Source organism: Alteromonas sp. ABM1_013, from assembly GCF_056160505.1.
In genome coordinates, this window is record NZ_JBSWXH010000001.1 from 960,961 (window position 1) to 983,705 (window position 22,745).

Annotated in this window: 15 protein-coding genes; 3 read left to right on the forward strand and 12 right to left on the reverse strand. The window is 43.7% G+C overall.

What is annotated here, in order from left to right; genetic code table 11:
* Positions 1 to 59 precede the first annotated feature (59 nt).
* The 10 genes from ACXAGK_RS04080 to ACXAGK_RS04125 all read right to left on the reverse strand — a co-directional run bounded on the left by ACXAGK_RS04080 (position 60) and on the right by ACXAGK_RS04125 (position 13,116).
* Positions 60 to 2,021, reverse strand: a complete 1,962-nt coding sequence (locus ACXAGK_RS04080) for a GGDEF domain-containing protein (protein WP_474854267.1) — start codon at positions 2,019 to 2,021, stop codon at positions 60 to 62.
* A 194-nt stretch (positions 2,022 to 2,215) separates the two neighbouring features.
* Complete coding sequence (locus ACXAGK_RS04085; protein WP_474854269.1) at positions 2,216 to 2,920, reverse strand: DUF3379 family protein; 705 nt, start codon at positions 2,918 to 2,920, stop codon at positions 2,216 to 2,218.
* A complete protein-coding gene (locus ACXAGK_RS04090; protein ID WP_118489846.1) occupies positions 2,913 to 3,470 on the reverse strand; it encodes a sigma-70 family RNA polymerase sigma factor in 558 nt (185 codons plus the stop codon). Before ACXAGK_RS04090 ends, ACXAGK_RS04085 begins: the two co-directional genes overlap by 8 nt.
* A gap of 116 nt (positions 3,471 to 3,586) precedes the next feature.
* A complete protein-coding gene (locus tag ACXAGK_RS04095) occupies positions 3,587 to 5,440 on the reverse strand; it encodes a DUF885 domain-containing protein (protein WP_474854271.1) in 1,854 nt (617 codons plus the stop codon).
* Between the two features lie 204 nt (positions 5,441 to 5,644).
* Positions 5,645 to 7,444: a BatD family protein gene (locus tag ACXAGK_RS04100; RefSeq protein WP_474854272.1), complete on the reverse strand. Its 1,800-nt coding sequence runs from the start codon at positions 7,442 to 7,444 to the stop codon at positions 5,645 to 5,647.
* Positions 7,445 to 9,493 carry a vWA domain-containing protein gene (locus tag ACXAGK_RS04105; protein ID WP_474854274.1) on the reverse strand — a complete coding sequence of 683 codons (2,049 nt, stop codon included), beginning with the start codon at positions 9,491 to 9,493 and terminating at the stop codon, positions 7,445 to 7,447.
* Positions 9,493 to 10,569: a vWA domain-containing protein gene (locus ACXAGK_RS04110; protein WP_474854276.1), complete on the reverse strand. Its 1,077-nt coding sequence runs from the start codon at positions 10,567 to 10,569 to the stop codon at positions 9,493 to 9,495. Before ACXAGK_RS04110 ends, ACXAGK_RS04105 begins: the two co-directional genes overlap by 1 nt.
* A complete protein-coding gene (locus ACXAGK_RS04115; protein ID WP_474854278.1) occupies positions 10,562 to 11,182 on the reverse strand; it encodes a DUF4381 domain-containing protein in 621 nt (206 codons plus the stop codon). Before ACXAGK_RS04115 ends, ACXAGK_RS04110 begins: the two co-directional genes overlap by 8 nt.
* On the reverse strand, positions 11,182 to 12,156 hold the full coding sequence (locus ACXAGK_RS04120; RefSeq protein ID WP_474854280.1) for a DUF58 domain-containing protein: 975 nt from the start codon (positions 12,154 to 12,156) through the stop codon (positions 11,182 to 11,184). Before ACXAGK_RS04120 ends, ACXAGK_RS04115 begins: the two co-directional genes overlap by 1 nt.
* Positions 12,157 to 12,159: 3 nt before the next feature.
* Complete coding sequence (locus tag ACXAGK_RS04125; RefSeq protein ID WP_474854282.1) at positions 12,160 to 13,116, reverse strand: AAA family ATPase; 957 nt, start codon at positions 13,114 to 13,116, stop codon at positions 12,160 to 12,162.
* Positions 13,117 to 13,545: 429 nt separating this feature from the next.
* Between ACXAGK_RS04125 and fadI the strand changes: the two genes are divergently transcribed.
* The 3 genes from fadI to ACXAGK_RS04140 all read left to right on the forward strand — a co-directional run bounded on the left by fadI (position 13,546) and on the right by ACXAGK_RS04140 (position 17,422).
* The gene (fadI, locus tag ACXAGK_RS04130) at positions 13,546 to 14,856 is read left to right on the forward strand and encodes an acetyl-CoA C-acyltransferase FadI (protein WP_474831292.1); all 1,311 of its coding nucleotides are present in this window, start codon (positions 13,546 to 13,548) and stop codon (positions 14,854 to 14,856) included.
* Positions 14,857 to 14,875: 19 nt separating this feature from the next.
* Positions 14,876 to 17,017: a fatty acid oxidation complex subunit alpha FadJ gene (gene fadJ / locus ACXAGK_RS04135; RefSeq protein WP_474854284.1), complete on the forward strand. Its 2,142-nt coding sequence runs from the start codon at positions 14,876 to 14,878 to the stop codon at positions 17,015 to 17,017.
* Positions 17,018 to 17,224: 207 nt separating this feature from the next.
* Positions 17,225 to 17,422 (forward strand): hypothetical protein, encoded by a 198-nt coding sequence (locus tag ACXAGK_RS04140; protein WP_474854286.1) that lies wholly within the window; start codon positions 17,225 to 17,227, stop codon positions 17,420 to 17,422.
* Between the two features lie 101 nt (positions 17,423 to 17,523).
* Here ACXAGK_RS04140 and ACXAGK_RS04145 read toward each other — a convergent pair whose 3' ends face one another.
* Both ACXAGK_RS04145 and ACXAGK_RS04150 read right to left on the reverse strand, forming a co-directional pair.
* Entirely contained in the window at positions 17,524 to 17,688 is a 165-nt protein-coding gene (locus ACXAGK_RS04145; protein ID WP_474854288.1) for a hypothetical protein, read from the reverse strand.
* Positions 17,689 to 17,987: 299 nt separating this feature from the next.
* Complete coding sequence (locus tag ACXAGK_RS04150; RefSeq protein ID WP_474854290.1) at positions 17,988 to 22,544, reverse strand: EAL domain-containing protein; 4,557 nt, start codon at positions 22,542 to 22,544, stop codon at positions 17,988 to 17,990.
* Positions 22,545 to 22,745 lie beyond the last annotated feature (201 nt).

The following is a 22,745-nucleotide window of genomic DNA, read 5'->3' on the forward strand; positions in this document are numbered from 1 at the left end:
AGTCAGTGACCTTGCTTGTTTTCTATACGACTAAAGGTGAATAAAGTTTGGCAAAATTTTTAATACGCGAAAGATTCTACTCGCGCGCGGCCTGACCTTTTTGCTTTATAAAGGAGTTCGTCACAGGCTTTGATTATGGTATCCAAGTTAGTCTCTCCGTCAACATTTAACAGACCGGAAGAAAAGCTAACTGAAAACTTCTTATTGGTATGCGTCCAGTTTTTTTGGTGAGAAAGCGCCACATTTAACTCATCGAGTATACGCTTGGCCGATTGTTCATCTGAGTCAGAGAAGTAGATCAAAAACTCTTCACCACCATATCGGCAAAGCTTATCTGATTTTCTAATCCTATTTTTGATGGTTCGAGTGAGTGTAGTCAGCACTTCGTCGCCTACGGTGTGACCATATCTATCGTTAATTTTTTTAAAATTATCAACATCAAGCAGGGCTATACACGATGTATTGTCGCCTTTAAGTGACTTCTTAAGGCTATTCAACATCGCGCGACGGGTGAGGGCGCCAGTAAGAGAGTCTCGCTCTGCGAGTAAGTCACTTTGTCGTTTAGAAATCCAAAGCCACAAAGCAAGTATAAGAAGAATAGTGACAATGAGCGCAAAAATAGTCGTTTTCATTGCTTCTTTATCGGTGGATAGCCCTTCTTTTTCGTCTCGCAGGGCGTTGATTTCTTTTTGTCTATAATGGACAAGCTCAATATCCTTCGCGATGCTATTTGAGAAGGCAGGCGAAGAAAACTGAAATTGCTCGGTGTTCTTCTCGAAGAGAAGTTGGTTGTACGCTTTTGAATGCTCATAGGCTTTTTCGTAATTGCCTGCAGTATCATAAATTCTTGTAAGTTCGAGTTCTTTACGTAGAAGGTATTGGCTCTTAAATTCGCTTGACGACGCGCTTTCAAGCACGGAGTTTTCGTACTTTGTAACTGTCAAAGCGAGTTGGCTTTCGTTATTTTCAACAATGGCTTTATAAGACTGATAGAGGTAAACAAGTTCTTTTAAATCAGTTTCAAACCGAAGGGCGCTTATAGCATCCATCTCACTTACAATAGAGCGTATCTGACTATTATGGGTTACTCTAAATCCCATCACGAGTGTTCTTAATTTTTGATAAAGAATTAAAAACATATCGGCTTTTGAATTTCTATTTTTTACAAAATTAATAGCTTTTTCCGAGATAGTTAAAGCTTCCTCGTATTTAGCTTGAAGTAGCAAGGCATCAATCGCAGTATAATATGCCCACGCTACAATATCGTCACGTTGAGTGCTCTCTTTTACTATCTTCATAGAGTGAAAATAAGCTCGACTTGGTACCGATAACTCAGTAAAAGCGATGCGAAGCCATTCATGGGCAGTATCGCTATCTAATGAATTTTCCAAAGTAAGCGTAGAGGAGCGGGCGGGTAGATGGGGGAGTGCGTACTCCAATTCATTGATTGCCTGAATGGGATTAGCTAGGGTGAGTTCCATTGACAGCCACACACTAGCTATGGCGGTTGCTGTTTTGCTACCCGTTTCCAAAACTTCACGCTTTAAGCGTTTAAGCGCTGGCACTGTAACATTGATTCGCAGTGACGATCGGTCAAAGTCGTTAACTGCTCTGGCATAGATATAATACGCCCTTGCAGCAGCATACAAATCTGTATTGAGCGACTTTAGCTCGTCCCAATGGTTCTCAAGCAAAGGTGACTTAACGTATATTGGAACTCGAGGACCTTCCGTTTCGTTAGCTGTCCCCGTAGCCAATAAATGTCTAAAGATTATGCCTTCACTACTATCATCAGATTGAATTTGTAAGTCTTCGATTTTTGCTTTTATCTGGTCATTATCAATATCAGATTGATTATTCCAGTTATAGATAGTTACTGCTGCTAACCGACTATAAGCATCTAACTTTTTGAGCCTCAACTTCTCAGAATTAGTGTCTAACTGTGCATGAAGCGAGTGACTGAAGAAAATGATGAAAAGTAGACAAAATTTCCCCCTTGTAAAACGACACCAAGCGGCCATTGAATTTGCTACCTCTATACTGCGGATAAGCTGAAATGTTTGCTGAAAATTAAAACGATTGTTTTAATCCTAAAGTATAAGTTTTATTGAACGTATTTTCACCTTAAATTTAGGTAAAAAAATCGGCCACAGTGGGCCGATGAAGGGAAGTGCATAAATTCAGCACTTTTTTGGAACAAGGAGTAGGCTTTTTTCTAGGCCGAAAATTGAATCCTTTCAGATACGGCTTTTTTCATTTCACTCAGGTCAGCACCTTTGTCGCCCACTATCATGACATTGGCGTGTCTCATTTTGATGCTTTCGCCGTGGTACTGGTCGTCAGAAAATTCGCTAGGTACAGTGATATCACCGCGCTCAGGCACAACGAATACCGACATTTTCCCTTGTGGCGTATCAAGGATAAGGTGCAGGCTTCTCACTGTACTTAAGTGACAATAGTTCACCACTTCAACACCATCAAGCATCTCACTGAAGCTACCGCCAAAGCTTGCCAATTTTGCATTTACCATATTCAAATCAGCTGGAAGTAGCGAATGCGCAGTTTCCATTTCGGCGTACTGCATATGCGCTAGCGCTTGACCACCAATACTAAGCGGTTGGTGGTACCACATGGTAAGTCCGATACCTATAGTAAAAGCAACGGATGCGGCCATCGCCAAATACCAACGACTTCGGCGTTTGTAGCGATTAAACTCGTCAGTCGACTGTTGCCAAATGAGCTTACTAGCTAGGTCCTCTGGCACATCGACTTTTAAGGCTTGCTTTAACTGCTTATCTAACTGCTTTTGTTCATTCCAGAAACTGCGTTTACTTTCATCCGCTTTCGCTGCTTCTACAACATCACTGTCAGTCGTTTCTGGATCGGCGTAGATTCGACGCCTAAATTCTAACTCATCCATTTATACGACCTCTCTGTTCATTTTGTTTCTCTAATGCCTCTTTCAGCTGGTTTCTCGCTCTAAATAAACGCGTCATTACTGTGTTTTTATTAAGGCCTAACTGGTTGGCAATCTCTTCACCACTGAACCCGAAAATCAATTGAAGGATCAAGGGTTCGCGGTATTCCACACTTAGCCCACCTAACAGTCGCTGAAGCTCTCTGTCTTTCAGGTCGCCGTCCGCATGTTGGGTGTCATCTTGTATATGACAATCGTCAATATCTACCGTGTCGAATTGCTTGCGCTCGAACCTGCGGGCATTCTCACGACGAAGAATGGTTATTAACCATGACTTTGCCGCCTTTTCATCATTTAGGGCGTCTAACGATCGCCACGCACGTAGAAACGTTTCCTGTACAACATCTTCAGCAATGCTCTGGTCTTTAATAAGCCAGAATGCATAGCGGTAAATGTCGGCGTGGAATGCCTTTACCAGTGCTTCATATCTTTGGTGTTTTGCTTTCATACCCGATAAGACCTGACCACTGTCGGATTTATTTCGCCCAAACATAAAAAAATCCAAAAACTTAAAGAATTTTCACTATGGCACAAAAAACGCGCCATTTCGTTAGCCGAAAGGCGCGTTTTTATTTTAATTCCAGCGATCAGAGCACCTATTAAGGAATGCTAAGCACCTTTTTGAGTGGCTATCCAAGCGTTGATGTTTTCTTCTAGTATAGAAAGTGGTACTGGACCGTATTTTAGCACCTCGTCATGGAAGCCTTTCCAATCAAACTTGTCACCAAGTTCAGCTTGAGCATGCGCTCTAAGCTCCATGATTTTTAGTTTGCCAATCATATAGGCGGTAGCCTGACCTGGCATAGCTATGTAGCGCTCAATGGCTTTTTGCGCGTCATACTCAGGGTTTGGCGTATTTTCAATAAGGTAATCTACAGCCTCTTCACGGGTCCACTTCTTCGCATGAATACCCGTATCAACTACAAGACGACATGCGCGCCATAGTTCCATGGCTAGGCGGCCGAAATCAGAATAAGGGTCTTCATAAAAGCCCATGTCTTTGGCGAGTTCTTCGGTATATAGACCCCAGCCTTCTGTGTACGCAGTAAAGCTCAAGAACTTTTGAAATTGCGGCACGCCTTCAAGCTCTTGTGCAATGGCACGCTGCATGTGGTGGCCTGGAATGCCTTCATGATATGCCAGCGCCTCTAGCTGATAGGTCGGCATCGCTTTCATATCGTACAGGTTTGCATAGTAAATACCTGGGCGGCTGCCGTCTTGCGCTGGGCTTTGATAAAACGCTTTGCCCGCAGACTGTTCGCGGAATGCTTCGACGCGTTTAACAATCATTGGCGCTTCTGGGAGAATTCCAAAATATTCAGGAATAGCTTCTCGCATGTCATCTATGGCAGTTTTCGCCATATCAAGGTATTGCTGTCTGCCTTCATCTGTTGAAGGTAAATAGAATTGTTCGTCTTCACGCATGAAAACAAAAAACTCTTGCAGCGTACCCTCAAATTTTACCTGTTTCATAATGTCGCGCATGGCGTTGTGTATGCGCTCTACATTATCTAGGCCAATTTGATGGACTTCATCAGCAGTAAGGTCAGTAGTAGTAAACCAGTTAAGGCGATTTTGATACCACTTATCGCCGTTCGGTAAACGCCATACACCATCGCCTTCAGGGGTTACTTCACGCTGGTGGGCTAGTTCTTCAATAAACTTTTCGTACGACGGCATGACTGATGTTACCAAAGCGGCCTTTGCTTCACCTAGCAGCGTGGTTTTTTCAGCTTCTGTAATATCAAGGTTGTTTACTTTGTTTTGAAAATCTTCCCAGATAGTCGACGGTGTTTCGCTTGAATCAAATGGTGCGCCGGTAATCACGTTTTTCGACGCATCAATCATTTGGTCATAAGCCCATGCCGGTGGGAATACGCCGGCTTTTTCACGAACTTTCATCTGTTCGATAACTTGGTCAAAGTAGGTGCGTACATTGTCTAAACGACCAATATATGCCTGAGCATCTTCTTTGCTTTTTACACTGTGAATATTGATAAGAAAGCTAGGCACTTGGGTATGCGCAGCGCGGAACTGATGCACAATGTAGCGGTGGTGTCTAAATTCGTCGTTAGCTAAATCACGTTCAATGCCAAGCTTATAAAGGCGCAAGCTTAATTTTTCTTGTTCGCTTAACTTGCTAATGTCGAAACTATTAAGTTTCTCTAAACGGTTTTTGGCGATAGCTACACGAGCATCGGCTTCTTCATCACTAATGTCATCCCACTTGTCGTAATCCCACTTTTTTCCGAGGTAACTTTGGAATAGGGGAGAGCGCTTAAGGTCTTCTTCGAAAGTACGCTCAAAAAACGCATTAAGGCGTTCAGACTCAGACTGTCCAGCAGGCTGTTCGGTTTTAATCGGCTCTGGCGCTGTTTGCGCGGTTTCACTTGCTGGAGAGCAAGCAGCTAATGTGGTAACTGCCAACGCAATTGGCGTTAGCTTTAGTAGTGTTTTCTTCATTCTATTCCCCGTCGCGTTTAATTGATTATTTTTATAGGCTACAAGCGGTTCGGATTTTTGAGCCTCTCAAAGGGCACTAAAGACCGAGACTTGTGCTGAATATTAACTACAGATAATGCTTTCAAAACCCTTGCGGCTGTCGTTCAGCTCTATACAAGGGCTTTAATTACGCAGGTTTCCGTGTATTAGCAAATGAAATGCGTTTTATGAAGCAGGATACAAGTTAGATAGCGTGTGGCTGTTCTTTGCACCTGTTTGCTGCCATTTGCTGCGAGCGCGCTTTATTTCATCGGTAAGTTTTTCTAACGTCTTAGATACTTGTTCCGATTGAGCACGTTTATCAGTTTGACTAGCCGAGAAGCGTAGTGCGTAAAGCTCATTCACAGCTGTGTTAATTCCTTCAAACTGTGAAAGTTGCGCTTTCCCGGCAGTTAGTGCGTTTATCCATTGCTTAAGAGTAAGTGTTACTGAGCTGGTATCTTTTGCTTTTATCACTGCCATCAGTTTTTGATATTGGGCTTTCTCATCAAACTCCGCTGTAGGAATTAGGCGCTGTTTAGGGCCGTGAGCATTTCCGATGAACTGAGCTTGTTTAAGTTTTCTATAGGTAAATAGCCACCCGATAAGCGCGACCAGCAAAAGTGCAAGTAGTACACTGCTCACAATCCAATCAAACTGTGTTTTTTCACTAATACTAGCGTTATCGGCATTGCTATTAGGCGGTTTGCTTTCTTTACCCGAATCGACGTCGGGCTTAACTGCTGCTGACGGTAAATCACTTTGTGCGTCGTTTACCGCCGCAGTACTTGTTGATGGGGCACTGGCGTTTTTCTGGTTGTTGCTGCCAGTCGCCGGTACTACCGTAATAGAGCGAGCAGGAATTGTGGCATACTCAGTCTTTTGAGTAAGCGTATTAAACCAAGGAATAGTAATTTCAGGTAAAACAAAGTCGCCGGGCTGTGTTGGAATAATTGCCAAAGACGTTTGGCGCTGTGAAATCAAGCTCTGGTCTTTTTCAACAGTCGTTGTATTTGATTGATCAGGATATAACTTAAAGTTCGGCGGATAAAACTCAGGAATATCAGGAAGCTGTTCTTCTACTACGCCCAATGCGGTTAGCGTAACTATGCGTGTTACCGGTTCGCCTGCGACAAAGTTATCTCCTTGCGGCCACTCTTCGTCAACTCTAACCATTTCAGAAGGCAGCCACGGATAGTCAATTCCTTGAGGGATAGGCTTAATGTTTACCGTAATGTCAGGACCAACACGATTAATTTGCTGGGTACGATTAAAGAAGCCAAAACGCTGGTTAGTATTAGCCGCCATAACTTCACCGGTAAAGATGGGGCCCCTTAGCGTGAACTCTCCTGAAGCTTGAGGGACAACAGCAAATTGACGCTCAATAATCTGATACCGTCTGCCGTTTACTATATCGGTATACTGTTTATCTTCACCTAGCTGAGTAATTTCCGCATTCTGCATTTCTGGTGCTTGCAAGCTGCCCCGCTCAATATTGCTAGAGAGAAAAAGCTTAACAGTGTACAGCAGTTGTTGGTTTAAATAGGCCTCGTTCAAGTCGATATCTGTAGTAACAAAATAGTCGCGGGCCACGTTGCTTTGTTCTTGAACAGGAATAACTTCAACTTGAATAGGCTTTGTTGATTTCCCTTCAATAGTTAACGAAGGAATAGTGAAGGTACCTTCTTTACGAGGGAATAACGTGGTGGTCCAAACCGTAGTGCGTTTGGTGTCGAAATTGACGATAGACGTTTGGCTACTTACCGATGTCCTGCCCACTACAAAGTCTTTTAATAGGGGAGAGCTGTCAAATGCGTCTCTATCGGCGCTTCCATCGGCGGTAATGGTTAAACGAATAGCTTCATCAAGCATAACCGGATTTCGGTCGATGGTTGCTTCAACTGAATTTACATCGGCATAGGCAGCCGCGCTAACGAGTAGGGTTAGTAAAAAAATTATTCCTGTAGATTGTAATAAGGCTCTCATCTACCAATCACTCCGGTTTGAAGGCATACGTTGACGCTGACGTTTTTGTGCTTCTAATTGCATTTTTCGTTTTAGTAAGAATGCTGGGTCGTCTGGCACGCGACGCATTAAACCTTCCATTCGCTGTAGTTCTTCTTTTTCTGCATCGGTAAGCTCGGCTTCTTGACCTTGCATTGCCTGCGCTTCCCGCTGTGCTTCTTGTTCGTTTTCTTGCGCTTGAGCACTAGCTTGCTGAGTGTTTTCTTGCTGTGCACTATCACCTTGCTCAGACTGTTCTTGTTCCGCATTTTGCTGCTGAGAGTCTGATGACTCGTTTTGATTATTCATCTCAGTATCATCAGGCTGCGCCGAGTTATCTCCGCCGTTTTGTTGTTCGTCATCAGAGCGCTGCTCTTGGTTTTGGTCAGACTGTTGTCCTTCAGTATTGTCTTGCTGGCCATTCTGATCATTCGAACCCTCCTGATTGTTCTGATCTCCTGATTGCTGCTGGTCACTATCTTGCGAGTCACTTTGTTCGCCATCATCACCATTTTCGCTTTGATTCTGGTCTTGCTCTTGTTGCTGCTGTTTCAGTAAATCCTCAACAATTTTTTTATTAATTTTCGCGTCTTCAAACTCAGGTGCCTCGTCTAAAGCCTGCTCGTATTTCTCGATCGCTTCTTCAAGCTTTCCGAGTTTGGCCAATGCATTGCCCTGATTAAAGAGGCTTTCAGCGCCCGGAATATTTTTGTAAGCATTTAAAGCACCTTCATAGTCACCTGACTTAAAAAGGGATGATGCCTTCCACGCTTCGCTATTGAATTGGCTAACGGCGTCTTTGTATTTACCTCTTTGGTATTTATTCAAAGCTTCCTGATCATCATTCATAAATGGCTTTTGCCACCATGCAAGCGGTTCAGGTCTATTTGTCGTTACTGGCGCAGGCTCTTCCGACAGTTTCGTGCTTGGAATAGATTGAGCGCCTTGAGACGTACCTATATTTTGTGCAGCATGGGCGTTTTTAACTATTGAAGGGCTTAGCAGGCCAACCAATACGATAAATACTAATCCGCGTTTAAACGCAAAGGCCGCAAATGGCAGAAGTAGTAGCAATAAGTAAGGGCCAACTTCTTTCCACTGATCTCCCTGTAAATTACTTTCTTCTTCATCCTCTTCACTGCTGCCTTTATCTAGCAGCGATACCGCAGCGAGAGCATCAATGTCACTGTCGTTAGAAGTAAAGGATTCAAAGCGACCACCACTTGTTTTCACTACACCTTCCACCGCGCTTTCATTTAGCTTGGGTATAACGATGCTGCCGGTGAAGTCTTTTAATAGTTCACCGCTTTGCTGCCTAATAGGCGCGCCTTCACTTGTGCCAACGGTAAGTGCATTTACTGTAAAAGGAATAGAAGCCACATACTTCTGAAGCTCTTGTTGTTGTTCTAACTCTATACCGTCAGTAATCCAGTAGATTATGCCTGAGTTATATCCGGCATTCGTGAGAAGCTCTGACGCACTCTCTATACCTAGGAGAGGGTCGCTGCCCGGCACGGGCATAATTTCCGGTGACAGGCTTGGGATTAGGGTTGTGATATTTCCTGCGTCTTCGGTTAAAGGGCTAATGACAAACGCATCGCCAGCGTAAGCAACCAAGCCCATTTCACCCTCGCCGATGGCGTTAACTAAGTCTATGGCTTTGTATTTAGCCCTTGTCAGTCTGTCTGGTGTCATATCGGTCGCACGCATCGAGAGCGACATGTCTATTACGATAACGTGCCCCATTTTTAGTTGATAAACCGGCTGAGGCAGGCGTTCCCACGTTGGGCCGGCGAGTGCTGTAACACTTATTACCCACACAAACGCCAGCATCCACATTGGCGGCTTTACACCCATTTCGGTCTTTCCAATCACCATATGTTGATAAAGGTGAGGAGGGATAACCGATTGCCAGCCAGATTGTTTAGCCGTGGTTTTTCTAATTAAAAGCACAAGCAGCATCAAAGGAACGAGCGCGATAAACCATTCGGGGCGTAAAAAATGAAATTGGTTTAAGAAGTCGAAATTCATTATTTCGTCTCCCTATTTGTTTGAGTTACTTGTGCTGCGTTAGCCGTATTTAGCTGTTGCGTTGACGTGTTATTCCGCTTTTGTATGAACCAACGAAATGAAGAAATCGAAATAGTGAGGAAAACCCAAAGCGCCGACAATAAAATTGCAGCCGCTAGAGGGTAGTAAAACAGCGCGCTCAGTGGACGCATTTTCCGAGTTTCGCCTTCGATAGGCTCAAGTGCATCAAGCTGTTGATAAATTGCCTGAAGCTCTTGGGCATTTCTCGCCCTAAAGTATTGGCCGCCGGTAGCGGTAGCAATATCAGTTAACATGCCTTCATCAAGCTCTTGCGACGGGTTTATCTGTCGGCTGCCGAAAAAGCTTTGGATCAGCATTTTGTCGGCGCCCACGCCAATAGTGTAAACCTTCACACCTTTGCTTATAGCCAATTCTTTAGCTTGCTCAGGCGTAATATTTCCTGCGGTGTTTTGTCCGTCGGTAAGAAGAATTAATACGTTATTAGATTCTTCTCGTTCGTCAAAGCGCTTCACTGCTAAACCAATGGCATCACCTATGGCAGTTTGTTCTCCAACTAAGCCAATCACAGCTTCACTGAGAAGCGTAGAAACGGTGTCTCTGTCATAGGTTAGCGGCGCCTGAACATATGCGGTATCGGCAAATAAAATTAGCCCGATTCTATCGCCCACGCGGCGCTGAATAAAGTCATACACCACTGATTTTGTCATGGTTAAACGGTTAACTTGTCTTCCATTTAGCTGCATGTCGTCTATCTTCATGCTGCCAGATAAGTCTACCGCCAACATCATTTCTCGGCCTTCATTCGGTATGCTAACAGGTTCACCTAACCATTGAGGGCGTGCGGCAGCTGTTACGAGCAGTATCCATATTAAGCTACTTGCTATTAGCGGTATTTTGGTTTGTTTCAACTGGGTTTGCTCTGACACATCACCAGGTCGCAAGCTGGGAACCCGCAGCGCTGCCATAGGCATTTCTTGGGCTTTTTTAGAAAGAAGGCGTACGATAATAGGCAGGGGGAGTACGAAGAAGACCCACCACCAAGCAAAATTAAGCATGATGCGGCTCCTTTACATTTTCAGAGGAAAGGCCATTCACCGTCCGCTTATTTTTCGGGAGCTTCGCTTTCGAAAGCCAACTTTTTACCGCCCCTTTGCAGGTTTCAAAGTCACTTGGGTTAGGGTTAGCTTGGTAAACATTGCTTATCAATAATGCCAAGTCACCTTCAAGCTTGTTATCACGGCTTTTTAGCGCAGATGTTAATAACGCTTGCCATTGTTTGCCGTATAGCCCAGCAACCTGTTGAGTAGAGTAATAGCTCATGGCGGTGCGCTTCAAAATAGAGTTTAGGGCTACCGGCCAATTACTTTGTTGTGCTGAAACTGATTCGAGCAATGCTAATGCTTGCTTACGAGGCTTGTTATGCCGTACATGAGCAGAAATAGCTTTATAGAGACCAAATAACACTAATAAAACCACGGCGATAAGTACCCACCAACCCCAATCTAATGGCCAAATACTGACCTCATTGGGCACGTGTATATCGCGCAGCTGGGCGAGGGGGTCTTGCTGCTGAGGCGCTGCCGGCATTTGATGTGTAGGTGGCATCGACTGTACTGACTTTGGTAAAAGGTTTGATAAAAAATGGGTTGAAAGATTATTGCTTTGCATTAATTAAGCTCCAACCGTTGTTCTTGTTGCATGCTTTGAAGCTGTTCATCTAACGGAAGGCCGGCACTCACACTGAATCTGGCGATGTTAATTTTGCGCAACGTATCGTAAATTGCGCTGTTGTGTTCATTTCGCCATTTTAAATATTGCTGTTGTTCGGTATTGTCACCTAATACCCAGCGCTGTTGATTGTGACCATCTGAAACGCTAACGCTTTGCAGTGAATTGGTTTGTGGCAAGGCATGCTCTATCGGGTCATGGATCACGATAGCCCTTACTTCACAATGGCGCGTTAAGTGACTTAAATGCTGAATAGCCTGGGTACTTAAATGCTGAAAATCTGATACCAAATAAACTAAGCTTCCTGGCCTAGCTAAACGTCTTGCGCGGGCACAAGCATCAGCAAAAGCTTGTTCGTCTTTTGCTTTGTCAGCTTTAGATTGTGTGCTTTGTTCATGTAATGCCATAAGCTCATGACAAACGTGAAGTACGGCTTTTTTACGAGTAAGGGGCTTAATTTCTTTGTGCTGTTTTTGGTTAAATACCAATGCGCCAACCTTATCGCCGCGGGCCGCAGCAGACCAGCTAATCAATGACGATACATGCGCGGCCTGAACGGCTTTGGTAAGCAGCTGCGTACCAAAGGCCATTGAAGGCAGATAATCACAGAAAAGAAAAACCGGGCGCTCCCGCTCTTCCCGATACACTTTGGTGTGGGTTTTACCCGTGCGCGCAGTAACACGCCAATCAATAGCGCGAATATCGTCACCGGGTTGGTAGTGACGGGCCTCGTCAAACTCCATACCTCGGCCCTTGTGCTTAGTCAAATAACTCCCAGCAAGTTTAGCTTGTGGCATGCGTTTTGGCGCCAAGCTAAAAAGCTTGGCCAGCTGCTGGTAGCGAAGTAACTCTGCACTAGACAGCGAGACACCGTTACATTGCAGCTTACTCAGCTGCGCTTGTACATTCACCATAGCTTAAGGAACTGCGACAGTAGCAACAATCTTATCGAGTACGTCGTTAATCGTTATACCTTCTGCCTCAGCTTGATAAGACAAGATAATACGATGGCGAAGTACGTTATGAACGACGGCTTGGATATCGTCAGGGCCGACAAAATCTCTACCGCTAAGCCAAGCGTGGGCGCGTGCACAGCGGTCTAAGCTAATGGTGGCGCGAGGACTTGTTCCCATCGCTATCCACTGGCCTAATTCTGCATCAAAATTAGCTGGCTGACGGGTCGCCATTATTAGTTGTACCAAGTATTGCTCTAGCTCTGGTGCCATGTATAAGGACAAGGCTTCTTTGCGAGATGTAAAAATATCATCCTGAGTTAGCGTAGGCGGTGTAATAGGCGGTTCTGAAAGCGCTTCGCCTCGAGTCAAACGCAGTATTTCTAATTCAGTCTCTGCGCCAGGATAATCTATGTCCACGTGCATTAAGAAACGGTCAAGCTGCGCTTCAGGTAGCGGATACGTTCCTTCTTGCTCTAATGGGTTTTGCGTGGCCATAACTAAAAATAGCGGGGGCAGGGGATAAGTTTTACTGCCTACCGTAATTTGACGTTCCGCCATGGCCTCAAGCAGGGCCGACTGCACTTTTGCTGGTGCGCGGTTAATTTCGTCGGCTAGCACTAAGTTGTGAAAAAGCGGCCCTTTTTGAAAAACAAACTCGCCGGTTTCTGGGCGGTATATGTCTGTCCCGGTTAAATCTGCCGGTAAAAGATCTGGGGTAAACTGCACGCGATGGAAATCACCGTCAATACCATTAGCAAGTGCATTGATTGCGCGTGTTTTTGCAAGTCCAGGAGGTCCTTCTACTAAAAGGTGGCCGTCGGCCAAAAGAGCGATAAGAAGGCTTTTGGTTAACGCATGCTGACCAATAATCTGTTGGTCTAAATAAGCGTGTAACTGTTGAAATTGCGCTGCTGCCATAATGCAAAATTTCCGTTTGAGTTCTCGTTATCAGGAAGTGTCATTTGAACGATAGAGTTTTCTACTATCTTATAAAGTGATCGCTTAGCTAAAAAGTAAATTACATACTAATTTAAATAACTTTTGCTCGTCACAATGACACAAAACAGACTTTCATTTCCATATAAGGTTCATTCTATCTTTCTTCAAGTCGTCAAACAGTAATAAAAATACGATATGCGGTTGAATGCAGAGCGAGCTTTTTTAATTCCAAGAGCATCCAATGATCAAAATTTGTGAACAGTGCAAACTTTAGTTTCATTTATATTGCCCTTAACCCTGCATTATTTGCTATTTTGTTCATTGTTTGTAAAAATCGGGTTTATTACAGGTCAGACCACTTTATAGCAACGAGCTAATCATGAAGTCGGTCATCAATTTAGGTGCATTATGGCAACAAAACAATCAGTTACTACCCGAGAGGGTGATCGCATCGCCATTGTCGCGGGGTTGCGTACTCCGTTTGCGAAAATGGCTACATATTTCCACGGTGTTCCGGCTGTTGATCTAGGTAAAATGGTCGTGAACGAACTTCTCGTTCGCCATGGTGTTCAAAAAGAGTGGGTTGACCAGGTTGTCTACGGTCAAGTAGTACAAATGCCTGAAGCGCCAAACATTGCGCGCGAAATCGTGCTTGGCACGGGCATGAATATTCATACCGACGCTTACAGCGTATCCCGTGCATGTGCCACAAGCTTCCAGTCAACGGTAAACATCGCTGAAAGCATGATGGCTGGTACGGTCCAGGTGGGTATCGCAGGTGGTGCAGATTCAACATCAGTATCACCTATCGGCGTGTCTAAGAACCTTGCACGTGCTTTGGTAGATTTGCAGAAAACTAAAACTCTGGGTCAGAAGCTAAACATCTTCAAGCGTTTAAGCTTAAAAGACTTAGCACCGGTTCCGCCAGCTGTAGCTGAGTACTCTACCGGTTTGTCGATGGGGCAAACGGCAGAGCAAATGGCAAAAACACATCAAATTTCTCGCGAAGAGCAGGATAAACTAGCACACCGCTCGCACAGCCTAGCCGCTGAGAGCTGGGAAGCAGGTAAACTGTCTAGCGAAGTAATGACTGCTTACGCAGAACCGTACAAAGGTGCGCTTGAGCGCGATAACAACGTACGTTTCGATTCTAAGCTTGAAGGCTACGCGAAACTTCGCCCAGTGTTTGATAAGAAATACGGCTCTGTAACAGCTGCGAACGCAACACCGCTAACTGACGGTGCCTCTGCGGTGATCATGATGACAGAAAGCCGAGCCAAAGAATTAGGCTACACACCGCTAGGCTACATTAAAAGCTACGCGTTCTCGGCAATCGACGTATGGGAGGACATGCTAATGGGTCCGTCGTACGCGACACCTATCGCACTAGACCGTGCGGGAATGACGCTAAATGACTTAACGCTAATTGAAATGCATGAAGCGTTTGCTGCGCAGACGCTTGCTAACGTTAAGATGTTCGCAAGTGACAAGTTCGCCAAAGAGAAACTAGGGCGCGATAAAGCGACTGGCGAAATTGACATGGACAAGTTTAACGTAATGGGTAGTTCAATTGCCTATGGTCACCCGTTTGCTGCAACCGGTACACGTATGATTACGCAAATGCTTAACGAACTAAATCGCCGTGGCGGTGGTACAGGTCTACTGACGGCATGTGCCGCAGGTGGTCTTGGTGCCGCAATGATCGTGGAGACAGAATAATATGAGTCAGGAACAAGAAATGACAAATGAAGTTCAGCCAACATCAGGCGCATTTACGCTAACTAAGCAAGATAATGGCGTTGCTATTCTTAGTATGGACGTACCTGGCGAGAGCATGAATACGCTTAAAGCTGAGTTTGGTGATGAAATATCAGCCATGCTTGACGATATCGAGCGTGATAGCAGCATTAAAGGCGTTGTATTAACGAGCGGTAAGCCAAGTTCTTTTGTCGCGGGCGCTGATATTACCATGCTAGCGGCGTGTAAAACTGCTGAGGATGCAACGACTATAGCAGCCGGTGGACAAGCTATTTTCGATAGAATCGAAAACATGAAGGCTACCTTCGTTGCAGCGATTCACGGCCCTGCGTTAGGTGGTGGTTTAGAGCTTGCGCTTGCGTGTCACTATCGCGTATGTACCGATTCATCTAGTACTCAGGTAGGTCTACCTGAAGTGCAGCTTGGGCTATTGCCAGGCAGTGGCGGTACTCAGCGTCTTCCTCGCCTAATAGGCATTCAGCAAGCAATGAAAATGATGCTAACTGGCTCACCTGCACGTGCCAAGCAAGCCAAGAAATACGGAATTGTTGATGAAGTTGTTCCGCATAGCGTACTTTTGAAAGTGGCAGAGCAGTTTGCCCTTAAACGCAAGCCAGAACGTGAAGCGCCGCAAAAAAGCGCTATGGACAAAATGTTAGAAAAAACGGGCCCTGGCCGCAACATGATGTTCAAAAAGGCCCGTGAAGCAACGTTTGCTAAAACCAAAGGTAATTACCCTGCGCCGGGTTATATTATCGACGTTATTGAAACAGGCATGAATGAAGGCATGAAAGCGGGGCTTAGAGCCGAAGCAGAAGCCTTTGGTAAGCTAGTGATGACGCCAGAATCTTTCCAACTTCGTCAGATTTTCTTTGCTACAACAGAAATGAAAAAAGAAAATGGTGTTGAAGGCGTTAAGCCTGAAAAGATGAAGAAAGTAGGTGTGCTTGGTGGCGGTTTGATGGGCGGTGGTATCGCTTATGTAACCTCAACGAAAGCCGGTGTGCCTGTGCGTATTAAAGACGTACGTGCCGATGGCATCGCGAACGCAATGAAATACAGCTATGACATCCTAAACAAAAAGGTGAAGAAGCGTTTCATGCGTAACAGCGAAATGCAGAAGCAGTTAGCGCTTCTTACCGGTACACTGGATTACAGCGGCTACCAAGACGCGGATATCGTGGTTGAAGCTGTATTTGAAGACTTAGATCTTAAGCAGAAGATGGTGGCGGATATTGAAGAGAACTGCAAAGAAAGCACGATCTTCGCTTCGAATACTTCGTCTATTCCAATTACACAAATTGCAGCAAAAGCAGCACGTCCTGAAAACGTGATTGGCCTCCATTACTTTTCGCCTGTAGACAAAATGCCATTGGCTGAAGTTATCGCTCACGATAAAACGTCGGACCAAGTTATTTCATCAACGGTAGAGTTTGCTAAGAAGCAAGGTAAGACGCCAGTTGTTGTTAAAGACGGTGCGGGCTTCTACGTAAACCGTATTTTGGCCCCTTATATGAACGAAGCGGCAAACTTGATTCTTGATGGTGAGCCTATCGAGCATATCGACAAGTCTTTGGTTAAATTTGGCTTCCCGGTAGGTCCTGTGAAACTACTTGATGAAGTGGGCATTGATGTTGGTACTAAGATTATTCCATTCCTTGTAGAGGCATTCGGCGAGCGCTTCACTGCGCCAAGTGCTTTCGATAAAGTACTGGCAGATGGCAGAAAAGGTAAGAAGAACCAAAAAGGGTTTTATTCTTACGAGGGTAAGAAGCCAGGTAAAGAAGTGGATGAGTCAATCTACGAATTACTTGGGCTATCACCGTCTGCTAAGCTAAGCGAAAAAGAAGTTGCTGAACGTTGCGTGCTTATGATGCTAAATGAAGCTGCACGCTGTCTAGACGAGGGGGTTATCCGCAATGCCCGCGATGGCGACATTGGTGCTATCTTTGGTATTGGCTTCCCTCCATTCCTAGGCGGCCCATTCCGCTACATGGACACATTGGGCATAAAGCACGTAGTTGCTCGTTTAAACCATTATGCTACAGCAGTAGGTGATAAGTTTGCACCTGCTGATGTGTTAGTAAAAATGGCGGAAAACGATCAGAAATTTTACGAATAAGTTCATAAAATGTTAAAAGCCGGGCTTGGCCCGGTTTTTTTATGTCCAGCGTTTATTTTTGATGGTTTATTGTTCTATTTTGAGTAGAATTCGCGTGATTAAAAAATAAACGTGTCAAATTGTTGGCGTCGATTATCAGTGGGTTAACTCAAATAATTGATGGAAACAATAGACTTCGCATTATTAGGTAAAACAGCTGGAGGTAGTGTGATTTCACTCGTAATACTAGGCGTTATCTTTTCTCTGTATTTTTATGTAGAAGCGTTTAAATGGGGAATGAACGCGAAGAAGTGGGCAATAGCAGGCTTCGTACTAGGTCCAATCTTATTACCTATGTTCTCCATCTCTCGCCACATGCATTGGCGCAACGCGGTAGGATTTAATAATCTTTATATCGCAGCGTAGGGTTAGCAATTACGTCATTAGCTTAAAGCTGTGTTGATCTTGCAGATATAAAAAAAGAGAGTACGCACTCTCTTTTTTTGAAAAATCGTTTCAACTTCAAATTAGAAGCCTACACCATGACCGCCACCAGAGTGTGGCTTAACATACTCTGGTTGTGAGATAGTTTCTTTTTGCGACTCTGGAGCTTGTTTAGCGCCTTCTTGAGTGTCGGCAGCAACTGGGGTAGCGGTAGAAAGTACTAGTGCAACTGCGTACTCTTTTAACATGTTAATTTCCTCTGATTATTATTTTGAACGAACAAACAAAGCCGATTTTTTATATTTGTTACCGGCACGTAAGATATTGCTAGTTACGTGCCAATATGTCTGATATTGAATTTAATTCTTTAAAATCAATTGCTTGCTCTATGTTTAATGTAATTTTTAAAAAAGAGGGAACACTAGTGCCATTATAATGACACTAAAGTCTAATATACGAAGGTTTAAAGGGAAGGACTTTGCCTCAGCTTGCCGTTTTAGGGAAGCTAAAGGGACAATTAACTCCTCTTATAAAGTGGCAGTGCCTTTTAGAACTGGCTATTACCTAAAAGCGTATGCAGCTTTTGATTTTCTGTAAGCAGCTTTTCAAAACGTTCTGCATTTAATGGACGGCTGTATAGGAAGCCCTGCAACATTTCGCAGTCGTAACGACGCAGTATGTCTAGTTGAGATTCCTCTTCTACACCTTCGGCTACAACTTTAAGGCCTAAGTTGTGGGCAATGTTGATGATGGCCGCAGCCATATGTCGGTCTACATTGCTTTTTGCAATATCGTCAATAAAGGCTTTGTCGATTTTTAAGGTATTTAAAGGGAAGCGTTTTAAGTACGCAAGTGATGAGTAGCCAGTACCAAAATCATCTAGCGCTAAGTGAATACCGCGTTCACGCAAGCGAGTCATCATTTGCAGGCCGTTTTCAGGGCTTTCCATCAGCGTACCTTCGGTAATTTCGCACTCAAGGTGCAGCGGTGACAGACCGACATCGCTTAATATTCTATTTATTCTGTCGTCTAAATCTGGCAGTTCGAACTGTTTTGCCGAAATATTGACGGCAACACGCCCGCTAAACAAACCTTGCTTAACCCAGCGTTTAGTATCGGCGCAGGCCTTACGAAGTACCTGCTCGCCAATCTCAATTATTTGGCCGGTCTGCTCTGCTAATGGAATAAATTGCCCCGGACTTACTATGCCTTTTTGCGGGTGCTCAAAACGCACCAAGGCTTCCATGCTAACCAATTTACCAGAGGCTATATCCACTTTAGGCTGGTAATACACGGTGAACAGGTCGTCTTTTATCCCTTGACGAATCAAATTTTCAATTTGCAGCTGCCTAACCGCGTTTTGATTCATTTCACCACTGAAGAACTGATAGCTGTTGCCGCCGTTATTTTTGGCAAAATACATTGCTGTATCGGCATTTTTCAGCATCTCCTGTGGGGATTCACCATCGTCAGGGTAAAAGGCAATACCAATACTCGCGCCAAGCACAAACTCTTGTTTATTGATAATAAAGGGGCGCGACAAGGTATCTAACAAGCTTTGTGCATAATGGGTTACCGTATGAATATCGGCATTGTCTTCCATCAAAATACTAAACTCATCACCACCTAATCGATAGCAGGTCGCATTTTTTCCGGTAATTCGCTGTAGTCGCTTTGCAATTTGCTTTATTAAAATGTCGCCGGTTTGATGACCCAACGAGTCGTTTATCTTTTTAAAGTTATCCATATCCAAGCAAAGCAAGGAGTGGGTGCTGGATTTGCGTACTAAGTTCTGATGACTTGCTTGGAAGAATGAACGGTTAGGAAGTTCGGTCAACGGGTCGACATTGGCAAGTTTTAAAAGCTCTTTTTCAGTACTCTTACGAGACGTAATGTCGCTGAAAACCCCAACAAAGTGGCTTATTTTGCCGTCTTCATCATGTACGGCATCAATATTTAGCTCCATTTCGTAGCGCTCGCCGTTTACTCGCACGCTCTCTACTTCACCAGACCAGTTGCCTTTTGATTTGAGGGTTTTCTTAATTTCTTCGGTAAAAGCATCTGGGTATAAATGAAAATGCATAAAGCTGGCAAGGGCTTGGTCACGCGTTTCACCGGTATAGCTGCAGTATGCATTATTAACGCTAATAAACTTGAATTGGGTATTGGTAATAAATACCCCTTCTGAGATGTTCTCTATAGAGCGCTTAAACAAATTAAGCTGTTCTTCAGCTTCTTTTAAGTGGTGAATGTTTTTGAGCGTGCCCGTCATTCGCACCGGCTGTTCGTTATGGTCGCGCTCTACCACTTTTCCGCGATCAAGGATCCATATCCACTGATTTTTGAAGGTTTTAGCGCGGTAGGCCAGTTCGTAAAAATCACTGTTGCCTTCTAAATGCTCTCGCAAAGCGGATTTAACCCGAGTAATGTCGTTAGGGTGAATATTGGCATCATAAGCGCCAGTAGTACGAATATCGTCTTGAGGGAAATCTAACGTACCCCAAGTATTTGCTCTGTATACCTGCCCTCGATATACATCCCAGTCCCACAGTTCATCACCTGAACTCCATAGGGTAAGCTTTAAACGCTCTTCCGACTCTTTAATGGCAAGTTGGTTCGCCTTTCTTATTTGGTACTGGCGAACAATAAAGGCAAAAATAGCCAATGCAATTAAACCATAAAAAACAAGGGCTACGGTGTGAAGCCAAGGAGGTCGTTCTATGGCTATTTTTAAATTTCTGCTTTCAGACCACGCTTTACCGGGTTCTTTCGCTTGCACTGAAAATATATAGTTGCCGAAAGAAATATTGTTAAATTGAGCAGTACGTTCTTTGTCAACGTAAATCCAATCGTTCTCAAAACCTATAAGTTTATAGCGATAAGTAACTTGATTAGGATAAATTGGATTAACCAAACTAAATGAAATACTAAACCTAGTTTCATCATGCTTCAGTGTGAGGTTCTCATCGTACGTAATAATTTCTTTCGACGTGAAAGAGCGAGAAGATTCATCGCTTTGCTGCAGATTTCTTTTTGACTGAGCAACAGAGCCAAAAATGTTGATAAGATATAATTGAGGCGAAAGAGTTTTTTTAACGCCCTCATTAATTGATTTACGTTTTTTAGATATTTTTATATAGCCTTTGTTACCTCCAAAATATATAACACCGTCTTGGGTTGAAATGACGGCTCCTTCTCCTAGAGAATTAAACTCTAACTGATCATTTGGTATGCTGTCAGCTTCTCTCAATGAAGGAAGAAGTACTTTGTGTACGCCTCTCGCATCAGAAAACCAAATACTATCACCTACCGCTGTCGTAGAAGTAATAAAACCACTTTGGTTATCTCTTTTTTGTTTTTTAACTAATGCAAAACTCTTTTCATCGACCTGTATTACACCGTCTGAACGGGTGGTTAGCCAAAGGCCGTCATCAGTTTTGTGGATTCCATATACCAAGGAATTAATTCCATTTGACGAATCCAATACCCGGTCAACTAGACGATTGTCGGCAGAATATATAACTAGTTTTTCTCCTGCTCTAAACCAGATTTTCCCATAGCTATCAGCATAAGTAGCAAACATTTTCCCGAACTCTTTCGGTATGTTTTTGTGGGGTAGGTAAATTTCTTCAGTGGGCTTATGGAGACTGTCAAAATTAATTGAGTGAATCTCACCGCTTGGCAGCTGGAACCATATAGCATCTTCGCTTTTAAATATGTGATCAATAAAAGAGCCTTTGAAAAACTGTCGTATCAAATTAAACCCATTCGTTGTTCTTTCTAAAACTAGCAATCCATCAGATGAAGCAATCCAGACATTGTCATTCTTGTCAACTTCTACGTCCCAAAATGAACTAGTTTCTTCTAGCTTTTCAGAAAAATCGTAGTAAGTTACATCACCGGTGTCCTTTGAAATCTTTCCTAGGCCTTTTTGCTGAGAAATGAGGAAGAGCTCTTTGGAGCTGTTTTCAGCGAACCCCCAAATAGTAGCGTAATTATCTTCTGTATGCCGTTCTGAATTGTAAACGGGCTGAAAGTGAACAGTTGCATATTCGGGATGATACTTAAACGCTCCCCGATGGAAAGTTGCAGCCCACACTACACCTGTTCTATCTTCAATTACTTTGATAATAATTTCGTGAGGTAGGCCTGTCGTACTATATGTATCAGCGTTTAGATGTAAGAATTTTGGATCATAAGATTCTGTTATTACATCGGACGCCGCATCAGAAATCAAGAACAAGCCTATATAGGAACCAACCCATATATCATCGCCAACAACCTTTATTGAAAACGAATTTATATCTTCATTAACCCCAAGGTCTAAGTAATTAATTTGTTTTATAATTCGGCCATTGGAAGCTAATACTATAAGTCCTTCATTTGTCGCTAACCAATAATTACCATTAATCACTTTCAAATCGTGGAGAGCGCGTATGTTGAGTGATACGCCCCAAGGATTAACTTTGCTCGTTTCGTAAACTTCCAGTGTTTCACTATCTACTAGGTTTGCTCCGAATTTATTGGAACCTACCCATATCCGGTTTGCCTCTTCAAAGATCACTTTGATAAAGCTTTCTTCTTTAAAAACTTGAGTCAAAACGATTATCTGTGAGGATTGTTTAGAATATCGATATAGAAACTTTTTATCCGCGAATAAAATGTCACCATTTTTCGCTTCTGAAATCGCCGTGATTAAGTCTGTTTTTATTACAGAGTTGTCTTTATTAAAGACTTTGAAGTCATCCGATTCTGGCTGATAAAGCGCTAATCCTGAATGCGTTCCCACCCATAGTTGTCCTTCGGAATCGACAAATAGTGTTTGAATGTAACCGGAGGGTAAGGAGTTGGGATCGACATCTGATGGGTGGTATTGCTTTACGTTATAACCTGAATAGCGGTTGAGGCCATTTGACGTTGCCAGCCAAATAAAGCCCATGTCATCTTCCACAATATCTAAAACTGCGGTGTCTGATAGGCCGTGTTGCTTGTTTAACTCAGTGAAATGAAGATCAGAGACTTCTATCGCCTTCGCAGGATTAAAACACATTCCTGACAAAGCCAACAAAAGAAGCAGCATTGAATAAATTAGGGTTGAGCGCACCTATACACCTTTGGCATACGCCATTTATTATTTTTTTATTTTTGACTGGCAGCATCCCTAACGACCAGAACAATAAATATGCCGAATTAACTGAGTCTCCACAAGCACTTTTTAAGGTTTGCAGGGATGATGGGTTACTTATTGAGCAACCTCAGATAAATTCAGCGTCTATTTATCGACACCTCGGTCAAAAACTTGACG

Excerpts from the sequence above, each read along its gene's own strand:
- ACXAGK_RS04080 (WP_474854267.1), bottom strand. The coding sequence starts at position 2,021 with ATGGCCGCTTGGTGTCGTTTTACAAGGGGGAAATTTTGTCTACTTTTC.
- ACXAGK_RS04085 (WP_474854269.1), bottom strand. The coding sequence starts at position 2,920 with ATGGATGAGTTAGAATTTAGGCGTCGAATCTACGCCGATCCAGAAACG.
- ACXAGK_RS04090 (WP_118489846.1), bottom strand. The coding sequence starts at position 3,470 with ATGTTTGGGCGAAATAAATCCGACAGTGGTCAGGTCTTATCGGGTATG.
- ACXAGK_RS04095 (WP_474854271.1), bottom strand. The coding sequence starts at position 5,440 with ATGAAGAAAACACTACTAAAGCTAACGCCAATTGCGTTGGCAGTTACC.
- ACXAGK_RS04100 (WP_474854272.1), bottom strand. The coding sequence starts at position 7,444 with ATGAGAGCCTTATTACAATCTACAGGAATAATTTTTTTACTAACCCTA.
- ACXAGK_RS04105 (WP_474854274.1), bottom strand. The coding sequence starts at position 9,493 with ATGAATTTCGACTTCTTAAACCAATTTCATTTTTTACGCCCCGAATGG.
- ACXAGK_RS04110 (WP_474854276.1), bottom strand. The coding sequence starts at position 10,569 with ATGCTTAATTTTGCTTGGTGGTGGGTCTTCTTCGTACTCCCCCTGCCT.
- ACXAGK_RS04115 (WP_474854278.1), bottom strand. The coding sequence starts at position 11,182 with ATGCAAAGCAATAATCTTTCAACCCATTTTTTATCAAACCTTTTACCA.
- ACXAGK_RS04120 (WP_474854280.1), bottom strand. The coding sequence starts at position 12,156 with ATGGTGAATGTACAAGCGCAGCTGAGTAAGCTGCAATGTAACGGTGTC.
- ACXAGK_RS04125 (WP_474854282.1), bottom strand. The coding sequence starts at position 13,116 with ATGGCAGCAGCGCAATTTCAACAGTTACACGCTTATTTAGACCAACAG.
- fadI (WP_474831292.1), top strand. The coding sequence starts at position 13,546 with ATGGCAACAAAACAATCAGTTACTACCCGAGAGGGTGATCGCATCGCC.
- fadJ (WP_474854284.1), top strand. The coding sequence starts at position 14,876 with ATGACAAATGAAGTTCAGCCAACATCAGGCGCATTTACGCTAACTAAG.
- ACXAGK_RS04145 (WP_474854288.1), bottom strand. The coding sequence starts at position 17,688 with ATGTTAAAAGAGTACGCAGTTGCACTAGTACTTTCTACCGCTACCCCA.